The sequence below is a fragment of the Streptomyces sp. NBC_00669 genome, from assembly GCF_036226785.1.
In the GTDB taxonomy this organism is placed as follows: domain Bacteria; phylum Actinomycetota; class Actinomycetes; order Streptomycetales; family Streptomycetaceae; genus Actinacidiphila.
This window is the reverse complement of record NZ_CP109018.1, coordinates 9,357,619-9,372,933: the sequence shown is the minus strand read 5'-3', so window position 1 is coordinate 9,372,933 and position 15,315 is coordinate 9,357,619. Positions and strand designations below refer to the sequence as shown.

The following is a 15,315-nucleotide window of genomic DNA, read 5'->3' as shown; positions in this document are numbered from 1 at the left end:
ATCAGTGGTCCACTTATGTGGATCGCCGATCCGATTCAGCGTAGCCCGCAGCGCGAGCAGGAGAGAACGATGCCGACACACACGATGAGGGCGGTCCGGCTCCACGAGCACGGCGGCCCCGAGGTACTGCGCTACGACGAGGTGCCGATTCCCGTGCCGGGCCCGGGCGAGGTGCTGGTCCGCGTGCACGCGGCCGGCGTCAACCCGCCGGACTGGTACCTGCGCGGCGGGCTGACCACGATCCCCGGGGAACCGGATTCGACGGTCAGCCTGCCGGTGACTCCGGGCACGGACGTGTCGGGCGTCGTCGAGGCCGTCGCCGCCGACGTGGACGGCCTCGCCGTCGGCGACGAGGTCTTCGGCCTGCTGCGCTTTCCCGGCTTCGACGGCAGCGCCTACGCCGAGTACGTGGCCGCGCCCGCCTCGGACCTCGCCCGCAAGCCGGCCGGCGTCGACCACGTGCACGCCGCCGGGGCGCCGATGGCCGGACTCACCGCGTGGCAGTTCCTGATCGCACTCGGCCACGACCGCCCCTCGCCCTTCCAGCCGGTGCCGCATCGCCCGGTCCCCCTCGGCGCCGGCACGACGATGCTCGTCAACGGCGCCGCCGGCGGCGTGGGCCACTTCGCGGTGCAACTGGCGAAGGCGAAGGGCGCCCACGTCATCGCGGTGGCCTCCGGCGCGCACGAGGCGTTCCTGGCCGAACTCGGCGCCGACCGGTTCATCGACTACACCAGGAGCCGCCCCGAGGAACTCGTGCACGGCGTCGACCTCGTCCTCGACACCGTGGGCGGCCCCGACAGCAGGCGTCTCCTGCGCACGCTCAAGCGCGGCGGCGCCCAGTTCCCCGTGTTCCCCGGGGACTTCGACGACGAGGAGACCGCGAAGCTGGGGGTCACGGTCTCCCTCACCCAGGTCCGCTCGAACGGCGCGCAACTCGCCGAACTGGGGGGCCTGCTGGACGCGGGCACGGTCCGCGTCGCGATCGACAGCACGTTCCCGCTGGCGGACGCGCGGGCCGCGCACGAGCGCGCCGCGCGAGGACACATCCAGGGCAAGATCGTGCTCACCGTCGCCCAGGATGCGTAGCCGCCCCACGCCTCCTCACGCCTCGGGGCCGGCTCCGCGCTACGCCGCCGGCCGGCCCAGTTGACGGACGCGCCGCACCCTCCCGTCGTCGGCGACCTCGCCGATCAGCATCCACTCCATCACCACGGTCCCGAGCTTGCGGTGTTCGGCGCTGAGGCGGCAGCGTGCGGCGAACCGCCGCCCGTCGACGAGGAGTTCGTCGATCCGCATCCGCGTGGCGGTGACGTTCTTGCGGGCCGGCGCCGCGTGCGCGACCAACTGCTCGCGGGTGAGCTCCGTGCCGTCGGTGACCCAGACCGCGTCGCCGGTCAGGGTGCGATCCACGATCAGCGCGGGGTCCTCGTCGGACAGGGCGATGTCGCGGGTGTAGTCGATCAGGAGGCGGCGTGCCGCCCGTTCGGTTGTCTCTGACATGACTGTCATCCTTGGCAGGGCTGTTAGGGTTGTCAACCGTGTCAGAGATAAGGCGCCGCCGTCAGCGGGTGGAGGTCGGGCGCAACCGTGCCGCCGTGGTGTCGGCGGCGATCCGGGTGCTCGCCGAGCGTCCCGACGCGAGCATGGCCGAGATCGCGTCCGAGGCCGGTGTGACGCGGCAGACCACATACGTGCACTTCGGCACGCGCGAGGCGCTCCTCGCTGCGGTGCGCGACGAGTTGGGCCGCCGGGCGTTCGCGGTGCTGGAGGCCGCCGACCTCGAAGAGGGCACCGCCACCGCGGCACTCGGCCGGTTCCTGGGCGCCGTCGGGACGCTCCTGGCCGAGCAGACGGCGCTCGGCCGGCCGGGCGGCGATCCGGACGCGGACGCCTCGCGCCACCTGCCGGTCGAGCAGCGCCTGGAGGCGCTGATCCGCCGCGGGCGCGAGAGCGGCGAGTTCACCACCGGCCTGGAGACCGGCTGGCTGGTCGCCGCCACGATCGCGCTCGGCCACGCCGCCGACCAGCAGATCCGCGCCGGCCGCCTGGACGCGCCGGCGGCGGCCGAGCAGTTCCGGTCGTCGGTGATGCGCTTGTACGAGGCAGGCGATCCCGGCCTCTCACCGTGACGGTGCCCCAGCGTCAGGCACCGGTCCCCCGCGGTGCGGGCTTGGCCGCACCCGCCCCTTCCCCGCCTCACTCCCCCGTGTCACCTCGGCCGGCGGCGCGGTCGTCGACACGCGGCGGTTCCGCGACGCCGACGATGTTCCCGTCGAGGGTACGGACCTGGACCGACCAGCCCAGCGCGGTGAGGTCGTCCGTCAGGGAACGGGCATCGTGGAAGACCTTCACGATGCGGTACTGGCTGCCGTCGTCGAGCCGGCGCAGCGCCGCCGGCGTCGGCTGGTCCGGCAGGACGTCCTCGTACGCCGCCGCGGCGGGGCCGTCGTCGACGAAGACCGCCCGGCCACCGGGCGCGAGCGCGGCGGCGACGGTGTTCCAGAAGGCGGGCAGCCGCGCCGGCGGGACGTGGGAGAGCCAGAAGGCGAAGAACACCGTGTCGTAGCGTCGCGGCGGCCGCCACGTGAACAGGTCGGCCTGAAGGAACTCGACCGAGGGGGAGGTGGTGCGCGCCCGGGCCAGGGCCAGCACTTCCGCTGACGCGTCGACGGCCGTCACCGAACGGGCCCGCGCGGCAAGGCCCGGGGTCCACCGGCCCGTCCCGCAGGCCAGCTCCAACACCTCCCCGGCGATCGGGAGTTCGTCGACGACCGTCAGCAACTCCCGCAGGGCTTCGTAGGTCGCGTACTGCCGGTCGTACTCGGCCGCGCCGGCCCGGTAGTAGGCCCTCTGCTCCGCCAGAAGTGCGGTGTCGTCCATGGTGCGGGCTCCTCTCGACAGGGGTGCGGTCGAAGTGCGGTCGAAGCCCTTCACGGCCGGCTCGCCGACTTGGACCCACCGCCACTGTCGGCCTTCACCTTCGGGCAAGGTCAAGTGCGGACGCGGTCAGACACCCGGTAGGTGCCGCTCGCCAGGGCTCACTGGAAGCGCCAGCGGAAGTCGTCCTTCGGATTGGTGTCGCAGGGGTCCTGTTCGAGCCGGGCGTCCTCGCGGCCGGTGCCGACGCCGGGCACGTTGACGCACATGCCGCTGCTGTAGTCGCGAATCCAGTACGTGCCGTCCGGGCGCGGGTCCAGCCACCAGAGCTGGTTGTCGGCCTTCGTCCGGTTGCAGGCGAACTCCTCGATCTTCGTGCCGGCCGGCTCCGCGGCGTAGTTCGGCAGGTCCATGCACAGCCCGTCCTTGTGGTTCCTGATCACGAACAGGCTGGCGCCCTGCGGGCCCCCGCTCTTGTACGCGACCTGAAGGTCCCACAACTGGTTGTCGCCGTCGGTGCCGTCGCAGTCGTACTGGTTGACCGGCCCGTCGCTCGTCCCGTTGCCGAAGCCGGGTACGTCGGCGCACAGGCGGGTGGTCACGTTGTCGATGAGCACCTTGCTCGCGCTGGAGGCGGCGTTCGCGCGGGCGCGGGCGGCGGCCGCGGTCGACACCTTCTTCTTCGGCGTCGACTTCGGCTTCGCCGTATGCTTCGGCGCGGATTTCCCCGAGGTCGTGCCGGTCGTTCCCGGGTGCGGGGTGCCGGCGGCGCGGTGCGGGTGCGCGGGCGGCTTCTTCGACGCGTGGGGCGACACCTTCGCGGTGGGCGACGCGGTGCCGGTGGCCGGGGCCGGCAGCGTCTGCGGGGTGTCGCCGTGGGGGTCGGCGGACGGGATGTCATGGGTCTGCGCGGCGGGGGCCGCGCCGTGGTGCTGCCAGGTGGTGACCGCGAACGGGAGCGTGGCGCCGATCGCCACGACCACGCCCACCGTGATCAGTACCGGCAGCGAGCGGGCCGCCGACCTCCGCCCGGCCTCCGGGCCCCGCCCGGAGGCACCGCCGGAAGCGCCGCCGGCCCCGGGGCCGGAACCGCCCGCGGCGGGCCGCACGGACCCGAGCGGTTCCCCGGCGGCGGCCGTCCCCGCGGCGCCGCCGGTCGCGGTCCGCGCGGGTGCGGCCGGCGGGAGGCCGTCGGGCACCGAGGGCATCACGACCGCGCGGCGGACCACCACCGCCGGTGCGGCGTCGTCGTCCGGCTCCGGCCGGCTGCCGTCGGCGCCAGGGTCCCGCGGGGGCCGCGAGGTGGGCATGCGTCGTCTCCGTAAGGTTCCGTAAGATTCCGTAAGGTCTCAGGTCGCCCGGCCGGGCCGTGCGGTGCGTACGCCCCGCGGACCGGCCGGTGAGGCGGTCCGGCGCTCCGTCCCAGGCGCCATCCTCCACCACGCGGAACCGGTTGGACCCGGGATCGGCCGAATTCCGTCGCGTACGGCCGCACTTGGGCGCGAACCATCCCCAACCACCGTGCCGACGAGCCCGCGTGGCACGCCCTTACCGGACGATACGCCCAGGCCCGGGCCGGTTGATCATCGACCCCGGTCCGTCTCGTCGGTCGCCCGCCGCATCCCGCGGCCGGCCGAGCAGCGCGAGGCCCCGTGCGCGGCGGCGAAGCACCCACCGCCCGCCGGCTCCCTCGTCCACGCCGGCCCGGCCGGCCACCCCTCCCCGTGCGGCCCGGCTGGGCTCACCGCGCTCATCTGTCGCCGAAGTACCTGGCCAGTCCGTAGGCGGTGAGCGCGGAGCAGCACAGGGTGGAGAGCCGTCCCAGGCCGAAGTCGTGCGTCCACGCCCTCCACAGGGAGCCGAAGTGGTGGAAGAAGACGTCCGTGACCGAGAGGCTGTGGCCGAGTCCGGCCGCCGTGTCACCGGCGATCAGCGCGGCGCCGAACAGGCTCCCGAAGATCACCGCGCCGGCTGTGAGCAGCGCCGCCGCGAAGGGAAGCGCCACGACGCGCCCGCCGACCTCGCCGACGGTGATCCCCACCAGCGCGGCCATCACGAAGGCGCCGAAGTGGAACTCGACGCTGCTGCCGTGACGGTCGGTCAGCCCCCACAGCAGCCCGCCGTAGGCGAACGCCGCCACGACCGCCACGAGCACGCCCACCGCCAGGCCGAGGCCGAGGTGGTTGCGTTCCCCCGCGCCGGGCGGCGGCACGAAGCGGGCCGGGGCCTCCGGACGGTGGTAGCCCGGCGCGCCGAACGGGTTCCGGCCCCCGGCCGGCGGTGGCGGGTGGTCGACGCTCATGAAGAAGTCCCCCCCAGGACGGTACGGCGTGCGGGCGCCGCGTCACGCCGGCGAAGTGCGGGCGGTCGGCGACGAGCAGAGCCGCAATGTAGCAGGAGGGTACGACAATTCGGATCTGCGGCCACGGCGGAGGTCCAGGTCAGCGCGGGGCGTCCATGCGCTGCGTGCCGATGACCGACAGAAGCCGGAGCGCCTCCTCGGACGGCGAGCCGGGGGCGGCGGTGTAGATCACCACCTGCTGATCGCGGTCGGTGATGTCGAGGACGTCGCAGTCGACGGTGACCGGGCCGACCGGCGAGTGCGGGAACGTCTTGCACAGGGTCGGGGCGACGGACACGTCGTGGGAGTCCCACAGCCGGCGGAACTCCTCGCTCCCGGCGAGGAGTTCGTCCACCAGCTCGGCCACTTCGGAGTCCTCCGGGTAGCGGGCGGCCGTCGCGCGCATGCGTTGCGCCGAGGAGCGCGCGAAGAGGTCCGCGTCGGACACCCCGTACAGCCGCAGCCCCTGCGGGTGCGGCCCGAGGAAGCACCTGCGCACGAGGTTGCGGTCGCGCCGCGGCACCGCGGAGAAGTCCTCCATCAAGGCCGCCGCGAGGTCGTTCCAGGCGAGGACCTCACAGGTCGCGGACGTCACGATCGCCGCGGCCTGCGGCAGCCGGCGCAGCAGGTCGAGGATGCTCTGCCGCACCTCGCGGGCGGGGCCGGCCGGCCGCTGCGGCGGCGCGCCGGCGAGGTGGTGGAGGTGGTCGCGCTCGGCGTCCGACAGCCGCAGGGCCCGGACCAGCCCGGCCAGCACCTCGCGCGACGGCCACGGGCCGCGGGCCTGCTCCAGGCGCGTGTAGTACTCCGTGGAGATGAACGCCAGCTGCGCGACCTCCTCGCGGCGCAGCCCGGGGGTGCGCCGCCGCCGCCCCGCCGGCAGCCCCACGTCGGCCGGGCCGATCCGCTCGCGCCTGCTGCGCAGGAAGTCGGCCAGTTCTCGTCGGTCCATGCTCCCAGTGTGGGCCGGGCCCGCACCGCGCAGCCAGGTACAGCCGGTGCCTGGATCGGCTCCGCGGCCGGACGCAGGCTCGTTCCCATGGACAACCTCACTTCCGTCGACGGCACACCCACCACCGACACATCCAAGGTCTCCGCCGCCACCACCACTTCCGCCACCGCCTCCGCCACCGCCTCCGCGGACCGGGGCCTGCTCGCCGGCAAGGTCGCCTTCGTCAGCGGCGCCGGGCGCGGCATCGGCGCCGCCGCGGCGCGGCTCTTCGCCCGCGAGGGCGCCCGCGTGCTGCTGGCGGCCCGTACCGAGCACCAGCTCAAGGCCGTGACCGAGGAGGTCCGGGCGGCGGGCGGCACCGCGCAGTACGTGGTGTGCGACCTCGCCGACGCGGCGAGCGTACGGGCTGCCGTGGCGCGCGCGGTGGACCTCTACGGCCGGCTCGACGTCGCGTTCAACAACGGCGCGGCGATCCAGCGCCCGGGCCCGATGGACCAGTTGCCGGAGGACGACTTCGACCGCATCTACGAGGTGAACCTCAAGGGCGTCTGGCTGGCCATGGTCGCCGAGGTCCAGGCCATCCGGGCCACCGCCGGGACGGGGGCCATCGTCAACAACTCGTCCGTCGGCAGCCTGATGGGCAACCCGGAGCTGCCGGCCTACGGCGCGATGAAGCGGGCGGTCAACAGCCTCACCGAGTCGGCCGCCGTCACCTACGGCCCGGAGGGCATCCGCGTCAACGCCGTCGCCCCGGGCGCCACCATGACCGAGATGATCCGCGAGTGGGAGGCGGACTCCCCCGGCATCGTGGACCGCACCAGGTCCGTCACTCCGCTGCGCCGGCCGGCCGAGCCCGACGAGATCGCCCAGGCCGCCGCGTGGCTGCTCAGCAACCGCTCCTCCTTCGTGACCGGCACGGTCCTGCGCGTCGACGGCGGCCTCCGCACCTGACCCGCGGCCCCGCTCGCCACCGAGGCGGCCCGGGGCCGTACGGAGCAGGAGCCGCCGCCTGGCTGCTCAGCAACCGCTCCTCCTTCGTGACCGGCACGGTCCTGCGCGTCGACGGCGGCCTCCGCACCTGACCCGCGACCCCGCTCGCCACCGAGGCGGCCCGGGGCCGTACGGAGCAGGACAGGGCGGTCGCAGTGCGGCGCGGTAGCGGGCGAGCAGCCGGCGTACCGGTCCTGCCGGAGCCGGTCCAGGGCGTCGGCGGCCCGCTCGCAGCGGAACGCCCCGGCCCACGGTCGGATCGCCTTCCGGCGACGCGGTGTCCGGGGCCGCGTCCCGCACCGCCGATGGGCCGGCCTGGGCGGCGACGACGTGCACGGTGCGCCCGTCGTGCGGGTTCGGCGCGGGCCGCGCCTGGTCCATGGCCGGGCGCGCGGCCATGGGGCCGCTCCCGGCACCCCGTGCCGCCGGCGGCGGGACCACCCCGCCGCACCCGCGCCGCAGGCGTTCGCCAGGACGTCCGCGGGGTCCGGGAGGAGCATGGACAGGAAGGGAATCCGCGGGCAAGGGAGCCTTCCATGTCGCAGAGCACGACACTCACCGTCCTGGGAGCCGGCGCGCTCGGCGCGGCGATGGCGACGCGGCTCGGACGGACCGGGCACGAGGTACGGCTGTGGAACCGCACGTCGGAGAAGGCGAGCGCGGCGGCGGAGCACGCTGAGGGGGTCACGGCGGTGGAGGACCTGGGCGACGCGGTCGCCGGCGCGTCCGTCGTCTTCACCGTGCTGCGTGACGGCCCGGCGGTCGCGGAGGTCATGTCGGCCGCCTTCGCCCGGCTCGCCGACGACGCCGTGTGGGTGCAGGCCAGCACGGTGGGGCCGAGCAGCGCCACCGACCTGGCCGGCCTGGCACGCGACCACGGTGTCGCGTACCTCGACGCGCCGGTCTCGGGAAGCACCGATCCCGCCCTGCAGGGCACGCTGATCTGGCTCGTCGCCGGCTCCGAGGACGTCCTCGCGCGGGCGCGTCCCGTCCTCGACGACCTCGGCTCGTCCGTGCTGCACGTGGGCACGGGAGCCGAGGGCAGCGCCGTCAAACTCGCGCTCAACGCCTGGATGGCCGCCTCGACGGTGGCCATGAGCGACGTCCTGGCGCTGTGCGACGCGCTCGGCGTCGACCACGCGGCCCTGGTCCGCGCGCTGGAGGCGGGTCCGCTGGCGATGCCGTACGAACTGCAGAAGATCGGCGCGATGGACGACGAGGCGTACGCGCCCGGGTTCGGGGTGCGGCTCGCCTTGAAGGACATCGACCTGGCGGCGTCGGCCGACGTCCCCAGTTCCCTGTTCCAGGCGGTGCGGGACCGGCTGGAGCAGACCGTCGCGGCCGGGCACGGCAAGGACGACCTCGCCGCCGTCGACTACCGGAGGCAGAAGCGGTCGTCGGCCGCCTGACGCCGACGAGGAGCCGACCGACCCAAAGGGACCCGGCACGGGGACGCCCGGGCGGACGGGCTGCGGCGCCCGGCCGGCGCGGGCTCGCCCGCCCGGCTCCGGTTCGCTCCGCCGGCCCCGGCTCACGACCCGTTCGCGTCGGGCACGATGACGACCTTCCCGGCGACGGTGCGCGACTCGGCGAGGGCCAGCGCCGAGGCGGCCTCGGACAGCGGGAAGCGCGCGGCGACCTGCGGCGCGAGGACGCCGTCGGCCAGCAGCCTCAGCACCTGCGTGAGGTCCTCGCCCAGCCGGCGCCGGAAGTCGGACAGGCGGCGCCGCCCGGCCCAGAAGTTGTAGAAGTGCGCGCTCTTGCCGTTGGGCAGGTAGTTCCACAGCGTCAGGCGCGCGAACAGTTGCAGCACCGGCAGTCGGGAGTTGCCGCCGCTGTCCTTCGTGGCCGCGGTGCCGTAGGAGACCAGCGTGCCGCCGCGGCGCAGCAGCCGCCACGACCGCGCCACACCGGGGCCGCGCGGCCGGGCACTCCGCCGTACTTCACGCTCCTGACGGGCCGCGGCCGGGCTGCGCGGAGTGGGTGTGCAGGCGCGGTGCGAACGTGGTGTGGAAGACCCCCGCCGCCGCTCCCACGGCCGCCGCCGCGTCGCCGAGCGTCGAGTACACCACCCGCACCTGGCGTACCCGCCGCGCGACCGGCAGGCGGTTCACGGCCGCCGAGATCTCCGTGAGGTAGAGCTCCGCGACCTGCGGCGGCACCGCGGGGCCGCCGACGACGATGAGGTCGATGTCGTACAGCTCCGTCATCGCGACCGCGCCGCGGGCCACCACGCGGGCCACCCGCCGGATCGCCTCCGCGGCCCGCTCGTCGCCGTCCGCCGCTGCCGCGCACACGGCCGCGTGCGCGCCGGTGTGCGGCAGCGCCAGGCCGGCTTCGGCGGCCGCGGCGACCACCGCGGACATGGTCGCGCACTCGGGCACCATCCGGGGATCGCCGTCCGGGGTGAGCCGGTCCGCCGCGTAGGCCGTCATCACACCGAACTCGCCGGCGTTGCCCGAGGCCCCGCGGAAGACGTCCCCGTTGAGGAACGCGCCGCTGCCCGCACCGGCGCCCAGGTACAGGTAGGCGAAGTCGCCCGAACTCTCGGCCGCGCCCAGCCACCGCTCGCCCACCGTGGCCGCCGTCGCGTCCTTCTCCAGCAGGACCGGCAGTTCGAGTTCACGGCTGAGCCAGGCGCGCAGCGGCACCTCGTCCCAGCCCTCGAACAGCGGCGGGTCGAGCAGCATCCCGGCGTTGACGTCGAGCGGTCCGGGCGCCGCCACACCCACGCCGAGCAGGTTCTCCGCGAGCGCGCCGACCGTCTCGACGGCCGCGCGGGCCATGTCCCCGATCCGGGCCACGCACCACTCCGGTGCGCTCGGCCGGGGCAGCGCCAACTGGCGGCGGTCGCGGACGTTCCCGCACAGGTCCACCAGGACCAGGGTGATCACCTCCGGGTCCACGTGCAGGCCGATCGCGCACGCCGCGTCGGGGCGCAGCCGCAGCGGGACCCGCGGCTTGCCCCTGCTCGCCATCCGCCGCTCGTCCTCGGCGAGCAGGCCCGTGGTCAGCAGGTTGCGGGTGATCCGGGACACCGCCTGGGGGGTGAGTCCGGTGCGTTCGGCGATCTCCACCCGGCTCAGCGCCCCGGACACGCGGATCGCCTCGATCACCAGCTTCTCGTTGAACGATCCCAGCGTGAACTGGTCGAACGCGCGGTGCGTGGCCCTGGCCGGCGGCGCCTCGGCCGCGCTCCCCGAACGGAACCACCGGAACGGCTCGGTGGCCGGCGCGCCCGTGTGCACGCGGGTCGCCTCCGCGAGCGAGTCGAGCGCCGCACGGGCCCGGTGCGGCTGGTAGCGCAGCTCGAGTTGGGCCACCACGCTCACCGTGGCGGCCCATCCCATCGACGCCGAGGCGGTGTGGCGTACGACGCCCGGCGGCAGCGGCTGCACGTCCGCGGTGTCGCCCCAGAGCAGCACGTGGACGGTACGGCCGGGGAACATCCGTACCAGCTCGGCGAGTTGCGCAGGCGTGCCGGGCCGCACCGCACCGTCCTCGGCGCGCATCTGGGCCCGGCGCAGGCTCACGGTCATGGCCGCGTAACGCCGGCGCCGCTCCTCGCCGCCCGCCTGCACCGTGTCGAGTTGCTCGGGCCGGTCCGTCTCCGCGACGGCCAGGCCCGCCGCGCCCTGCCCGGCCGCCCACACCCCCAGCAGCTCCGGCCGGTGGCAGCTGAGCGGGCCCCGCGCGGGCAGGTGCAACGGCCCCTCGGGGGTGCCCGGGTGCGCGCCCCAGCGCTGCCACACCTTCCCGAGCGAGGTGTGCGAGACGCCGAGGAGTTCGGCCAGGGCCCGTGCCGACCACTCCCGCAGCGGAGCGGGCGGCCCCGCGAGGGTGGCGGCCACCGCGTCGGCCTCGTCGATACGGTGCGGCCGGCCGCTGCGGGGCTGGTGTTCCAGGCCCGCCAGCCCGCTCTGCGCGTAGCGCTGCCGCCAGGCCATCACGGTCGGGCGCGACACCCCCAGCCGGCGCGCGCTCTCCGTCACGGAGACACCCGCGGCCGCGTCGCGCACGATGCCGACCCGGACGGCACGCTCCGCTCCCCCCTCCGCCCAAACGGCGAGTTCAGCGAGCTGATGGTCGGTCAGAGCGATGTCCGCGGGCCGTTGCACGATGCGCTTACCTCCTTTTGTAAAAGTACTTATTGGCCGACAGCATGCCCAGCTGGCCAGGGAGAGTCTTTCACTTCGCCGATCAGGGCACTCCGGCCGCCACCAGCAAGAACGCGCTTTCTACGAGTGTAGACACAGCTCCTTGGTTGCCGAACGAGCGGTTGCCGACGCAATTTGCCTGTTGGAAGCATTGACGTAAGGTAATCCATTGAATTTATATAGCCCCCCTGGCCCTGGTGGTGGCCGGAGACACCCGTCTCTCTAGGAAAGGGCTTTCATGTCATGACGACCCTTGACCAACCGGCCGCTCGGCCGCCCTCGGCAGACGCACCGCCGGGCGACAGCCCGCAGCGGGCGTCCCGTCCACGCCGCCGCCGCGACATGGGCCTGCTCTGGTTCCTGATACCGGGCATCGTCGTACTGCTGCTCTTCCAGTACATCCCGCTGCTCGGCAACGTCATCGCCTTCCAGGACTACCAGCCCTACATCGGCATCATGCACAGCCGGTGGAGCGGCCTGCAGAACTTCGACGTCATCTTCAACGGTGACCAGGGGTTCCTCCACGCGCTGGTCAACACGCTCGAACTGACCCTGATCCAGGTCATCTTCGTCTTCCCCGCCCCGGTCCTGCTGGCGCTGGCGCTGAACAGCCTGGTCAGCGACCGGGTCAAGAAGTGGGTGCAGAACGTCCTGTACCTGCCGCACTTCCTGTCCTGGGTGGTCGTCGTCGCGCTCTTCCAGCAGATGCTCGGCAACGACGGCATGCTCAACCTGTTCCTGCGCGCCCACGAGATGGGCAGCTGGAACATCATCGGCAACCCCGACCTGTTCAAGGGGCTGCTCACCTCCCAGGTCATCTGGAAGGACACCGGCTGGGGCACCATCCTCTTCCTGGCCGCGCTCTCCCGCGTCGACAACGACCTCTACGAGGCCGCCGCGATGGACGGCGCCAGCCGGCTGCGCCAGACCTGGCACGTCACCCTGCCCGCCCTGCGCGGCCTGGTGATCCTGCTGCTCATCCTCCGCCTCGGCGACGCGCTGAGCGTGGGCTTCGAGCAGATCCTGCTGCAACAAGGCGGCGTGGGGCTGGACCAGAGCGAGGTACTGGACACCTACGTCTACAACAACGGCCTCATCGGCGGGCAGTGGGGCGTCAGCGCCGCGGTCGGCCTGGTCAAGGGCATCGTCGGAGTCGTGCTCGTCCTGGGCGCCAACAAGATCGCCCACCTCTTCGGCGAAGAAGGTGTCTACCAGTCATGACCACGCTCAATCCCAGCCACCCGGTGCGCAGCAGGCCGCGGCGCTCCTACAGCGCCATCCCCGGGGAGTCACCGGGGTCCCCGCCCTGGCGCGTGGCCAAGTCGCTGATCCTGCTGGTCTGCACGATCCTGGTCCTGCTGCCGTTCCTGGCGATCATCTCCACCTCGCTCGCGGGCGCCGACCAGGTGAACAAGGCCGGGGGCTACGTGATGTGGCCCCACCACATCACCTTCACCGCGTACCACGCGCTGCTGTCCGGCGGCATGGTCTCCAAGGCGATGCTGGTCAGCGTCGGCGTGACCGTGGTGGGCACCGCGCTGAGCCTGATCTGCTCCATCATGCTCGCCTACGGCCTCAGCCGGCCGGGCTCCTTCGGGCACAAGCCCGTGCTCATGATGCTGCTGATGACCATGCTCTTCGCGCCCGGTGTCATCCCCAGCTATCTGATGATCAAGGAACTGCACCTGATCAACAGCTACTGGTCGCTGATCCTGCCGTCCCTGATCAACGCGTTCAACGTGATCGTGCTGCGGTCCTTCTTCATGGGTCTGCCGCGCGAACTCATCGACGCCGCCCGGATCGACGGCGCGTCCGAGCTGTCCATCCTGCGCCGGATTGTGCTGCCCCTGTCGAAGGCGTCCGTGGCCGTCGTGGGCCTGTTCTACGCGGTGACCTACTGGAACGCCTTCTTCAACGCCATGTTGTACATCAACGACGCCTCCAAGTGGCCGCTCCAGCTGGTGCTGCGCACGTACGTCGTCAACAACGCGGCGATCAGCGGCGGGCAGGTCAACACCGCGGCCGGGGCGCCGCTGCCGCCGACCCAGACCCTGCAAGCGGCGATCCTGGTGCTGTCGATCGTGCCCATCGTGATCGTCTACCCGTTCCTGCAACGGCACATGAACAAGGGCGTGATGGTCGGGGCGGTGAAGGGATGAGCGTTCGCCTGCGCGCGGGCCGCGTCCCGGCCCGCCCCACACCCCACACGTCGCGTACCGAGAGGAGACTGCCGTGACTTCGGCACTCAGCCGTCGGGGTTTCCTGCTCGGAGCCGCCGGCATCACCGCCGGAATGGCGCTGTCCGGCTGCGGCGACGGCGGGCCCGACATCTCCCAGGCCGCGGCCAACGCCAAGGCGCAGCTTCCGTCGTACATCCCCTACCGGGGGGTGCCGACCACGATGCCCAGCAGCCCGCAGGGCATCACCCCCGGGTACCTGCACTATCCGGCCGAGCCCGTCAAGGCGTTCCCGGAGGGGCCGCCCGCCACGGGCCCGGGCATCGACATCATGACGTTGATCTTCAACCCGGTGCCGCCGCCGGTGGGGCGCAACACCATGTGGAAGGCCCTCGACAAGTCCGTCGGCTGCGACCTCAACTTCCAGATCACCCCGGTCGGCGACTATCCGGACAAGTTCGCCGTGGTCATCGCGGGCGGGGACCTGCCGGACGCGATGCTGATGCTCCTTCAGAGCGCCAACCGCTCGCCGCAGATGCTGTCCGTCCTCTTCCAGGACCTCTCCGAGCACCTGTCCGGGGACAACATCCGGGACTACCCCTACCTGGCGAACATCCCCACCGCGTCCTGGGCGCCGTGCGCGATGAACGGCGGCATCTACGCCCTGCCGATGCCCCGCATGCTCTCCGGCGGCCCCACCTACACCCGCCTGGACCTGTTCAGGAAGAAGGGCATCGATCCGAACCCCACCAGCTGGAAGGAGTTCGCGCAGCTCTGCAAGGACATCACCGACCCCAAGGCGAACCAGTACGCGCTCGGCGACCCCATCACGGCGTTCAACTTCGCGATGCAGAGCCTGCACGGCGCCAACCAGTGGGGGGAGGAGAACGGCAAGTTCACCTGGTACCTGGAGACCGAAGAGGCCAAGCAGTCCCTGGACGCCGTCCGGCAGCTCACCAAGGCGGGCACCCTGCATCCCGACGCCTACAGCGTCACGGGCAAGGTCAAGGACTGGTTCGGCGGCGGGCAGATCGCCATGAACCCCGACGCGCCCAGCTCGTGGAACGACTACTACACGACGTACGCCTCGGCCACCAAGGGCTTCGAACTCGGCGCCATGATCGCGCCGGGCTGGGACGGCGGCGCCCGTGCCCAGTGGCAGGGCTCGGCGAACTACGCCGTGCTCGTCGTCAAGAAGGCCCCCAAGCCGCGCATCAAGCAGATCCTGCGCGCCATGAACGCGCTCGCGGCCCCGTTCGGGACCGACGGCTACCTGCTGCGCAAGTACGGCGTGCAGGGCCCCGACCACACCATGCAGGGCTCCGACCCGATCCTCACCCCGCAGGGCCAGAACGAGGTCACGCTGCCCACGATCTTCGCCACGGACGCCCCGCAGGTCCTCTACTACCCGGCCAAGCCGGAGATCGTGGCCTCCCAGTACGCCTTCCAGAAGGCGGCCGTCCCGATCCTGATGCCCAACCCGGCCGAGCCGCTGTACTCGGAGACCAGCTCCAGGAAGTCCGGGCTGCTGCAGACCTCCATCGACGACACCCGCAAGGGCATCATGCAAGGCCGCGTCCCGCTCAGCGAGTGGGACGGCGTGATGAAGGACTGGCGCAAGAACGCCGGCGACCAGATCCGCGCCGAGTACGAGAAGGCGTGGGAGGACTCCCACGCGTGACCCGCTCCCCCGCCGATGACCGCTTCCGGCGGGCGCCGGCCGCGGACCGGCTGCCGTAGCCACCCCGGACCGAGCCCACCCCCCAGACCACCGGTGTGCCGCCGGCCCCAGGCGACCCGGGACCGCGCCCCGCTCGC

Annotated in this window: 14 protein-coding genes and 1 pseudogene; 8 read left to right on the top strand and 7 right to left on the bottom strand. The window is 72.9% G+C overall.

Annotated elements, in window-relative coordinates:
- Positions 1-69: 69 nt before the first annotated feature.
- Positions 70-1,089 (top strand): NADP-dependent oxidoreductase, encoded by a 1,020-nt coding sequence (locus OG896_RS39360; protein WP_329373244.1) that lies wholly within the window; start codon positions 70-72, stop codon positions 1,087-1,089.
- Positions 1,090-1,128: 39 nt separating this feature from the next.
- Here the strand turns inward: OG896_RS39360 and OG896_RS39355 are convergent, their stop codons facing one another.
- Positions 1,129-1,503 carry a nuclear transport factor 2 family protein gene (locus OG896_RS39355; protein WP_329373242.1) on the bottom strand — a complete coding sequence of 125 codons (375 nt, stop codon included), beginning with the start codon at positions 1,501-1,503 and terminating at the stop codon, positions 1,129-1,131.
- A 38-nt stretch (positions 1,504-1,541) separates the two neighbouring features.
- On the opposite strand from OG896_RS39355, the gene OG896_RS39350 reads away from it, so the two are divergent.
- Positions 1,542-2,132 carry a TetR/AcrR family transcriptional regulator gene (locus OG896_RS39350; RefSeq protein ID WP_329373240.1) on the top strand — a complete coding sequence of 197 codons (591 nt, stop codon included), beginning with the start codon at positions 1,542-1,544 and terminating at the stop codon, positions 2,130-2,132.
- Between the two features lie 67 nt (positions 2,133-2,199).
- Here OG896_RS39350 and OG896_RS39345 read toward each other — a convergent pair whose 3' ends face one another.
- The 4 genes from OG896_RS39345 to OG896_RS39330 form a co-directional block, all read right to left on the bottom strand.
- The gene (locus OG896_RS39345; protein ID WP_329373238.1) at positions 2,200-2,883 is read right to left on the bottom strand and encodes a class I SAM-dependent methyltransferase; all 684 of its coding nucleotides are present in this window, start codon (positions 2,881-2,883) and stop codon (positions 2,200-2,202) included.
- Between the two features lie 158 nt (positions 2,884-3,041).
- Positions 3,042-4,190, bottom strand: coding sequence for an RICIN domain-containing protein (locus tag OG896_RS39340; RefSeq protein ID WP_329373236.1), 1,149 nt, complete (start codon positions 4,188-4,190; stop codon positions 3,042-3,044).
- 440 nt (positions 4,191-4,630) lie between these two features.
- Positions 4,631-5,182: a hypothetical protein gene (locus tag OG896_RS39335; RefSeq protein ID WP_329373234.1), complete on the bottom strand. Its 552-nt coding sequence runs from the start codon at positions 5,180-5,182 to the stop codon at positions 4,631-4,633.
- Between the two features lie 139 nt (positions 5,183-5,321).
- A complete protein-coding gene (locus OG896_RS39330) occupies positions 5,322-6,173 on the bottom strand; it encodes a helix-turn-helix transcriptional regulator (protein WP_329373232.1) in 852 nt (283 codons plus the stop codon).
- 87 nt (positions 6,174-6,260) lie between these two features.
- Here OG896_RS39330 and OG896_RS39325 point away from each other — a divergent pair, with 87 nt between their 5' ends.
- The 3 genes and pseudogenes from OG896_RS39325 to OG896_RS39315 all read left to right on the top strand — a co-directional run bounded on the left by OG896_RS39325 (position 6,261) and on the right by OG896_RS39315 (position 8,572).
- Entirely contained in the window at positions 6,261-7,124 is an 864-nt protein-coding gene (locus OG896_RS39325; RefSeq protein WP_329373231.1) for an SDR family NAD(P)-dependent oxidoreductase, read from the top strand.
- Between the two features lie 44 nt (positions 7,125-7,168).
- Positions 7,169-7,255, top strand: a pseudogene (locus tag OG896_RS39320) (SDR family oxidoreductase); the annotation flags it as partial.
- A gap of 213 nt (positions 7,256-7,468) precedes the next feature.
- Positions 7,469-8,572 carry an NAD(P)-dependent oxidoreductase gene (locus OG896_RS39315; protein WP_329373229.1) on the top strand — a complete coding sequence of 368 codons (1,104 nt, stop codon included), beginning with the start codon at positions 7,469-7,471 and terminating at the stop codon, positions 8,570-8,572.
- Between the two features lie 122 nt (positions 8,573-8,694).
- Here OG896_RS39315 and OG896_RS39310 read toward each other — a convergent pair whose 3' ends face one another.
- Both OG896_RS39310 and OG896_RS39305 read right to left on the bottom strand, forming a co-directional pair.
- A complete protein-coding gene (locus OG896_RS39310) occupies positions 8,695-9,072 on the bottom strand; it encodes a zinc-binding dehydrogenase (RefSeq protein ID WP_443057215.1) in 378 nt (125 codons plus the stop codon).
- A gap of 34 nt (positions 9,073-9,106) precedes the next feature.
- A complete protein-coding gene (locus OG896_RS39305) occupies positions 9,107-11,281 on the bottom strand; it encodes an ROK family protein (protein WP_329373227.1) in 2,175 nt (724 codons plus the stop codon).
- Positions 11,282-11,563: 282 nt separating this feature from the next.
- On the opposite strand from OG896_RS39305, the gene OG896_RS39300 reads away from it, so the two are divergent.
- The 3 genes from OG896_RS39300 to OG896_RS39290 all read left to right on the top strand — a co-directional run bounded on the left by OG896_RS39300 (position 11,564) and on the right by OG896_RS39290 (position 15,178).
- Complete coding sequence (locus OG896_RS39300; RefSeq protein WP_329373225.1) at positions 11,564-12,541, top strand: ABC transporter permease; 978 nt, start codon at positions 11,564-11,566, stop codon at positions 12,539-12,541.
- Positions 12,538-13,479: a carbohydrate ABC transporter permease gene (locus tag OG896_RS39295; protein WP_329373223.1), complete on the top strand. Its 942-nt coding sequence runs from the start codon at positions 12,538-12,540 to the stop codon at positions 13,477-13,479. The genes OG896_RS39300 and OG896_RS39295 overlap by 4 nt, the downstream gene beginning before the upstream one ends.
- A 73-nt stretch (positions 13,480-13,552) precedes the next feature.
- Positions 13,553-15,178, top strand: coding sequence for a substrate-binding domain-containing protein (locus tag OG896_RS39290; RefSeq protein WP_329373221.1), 1,626 nt, complete (start codon positions 13,553-13,555; stop codon positions 15,176-15,178).
- Positions 15,179-15,315 lie beyond the last annotated feature (137 nt).

Excerpts from the sequence above, each read along its gene's own strand:
- OG896_RS39345 (WP_329373238.1), bottom strand. The coding sequence starts at position 2,883 with ATGGACGACACCGCACTTCTGGCGGAGCAGAGGGCCTACTACCGGGCC.
- OG896_RS39355 (WP_329373242.1), bottom strand. The coding sequence starts at position 1,503 with ATGTCAGAGACAACCGAACGGGCGGCACGCCGCCTCCTGATCGACTAC.
- OG896_RS39340 (WP_329373236.1), bottom strand. The coding sequence starts at position 4,190 with ATGCCCACCTCGCGGCCCCCGCGGGACCCTGGCGCCGACGGCAGCCGG.
- OG896_RS39295 (WP_329373223.1), top strand. The coding sequence starts at position 12,538 with ATGACCACGCTCAATCCCAGCCACCCGGTGCGCAGCAGGCCGCGGCGC.
- OG896_RS39330 (WP_329373232.1), bottom strand. The coding sequence starts at position 6,173 with ATGGACCGACGAGAACTGGCCGACTTCCTGCGCAGCAGGCGCGAGCGG.
- OG896_RS39315 (WP_329373229.1), top strand. The coding sequence starts at position 7,469 with ATGGGCCGGCCTGGGCGGCGACGACGTGCACGGTGCGCCCGTCGTGCG.
- OG896_RS39360 (WP_329373244.1), top strand. The coding sequence starts at position 70 with ATGCCGACACACACGATGAGGGCGGTCCGGCTCCACGAGCACGGCGGC.
- OG896_RS39300 (WP_329373225.1), top strand. The coding sequence starts at position 11,564 with ATGACGACCCTTGACCAACCGGCCGCTCGGCCGCCCTCGGCAGACGCA.
- OG896_RS39335 (WP_329373234.1), bottom strand. The coding sequence starts at position 5,182 with ATGAGCGTCGACCACCCGCCACCGCCGGCCGGGGGCCGGAACCCGTTC.
- OG896_RS39325 (WP_329373231.1), top strand. The coding sequence starts at position 6,261 with ATGGACAACCTCACTTCCGTCGACGGCACACCCACCACCGACACATCC.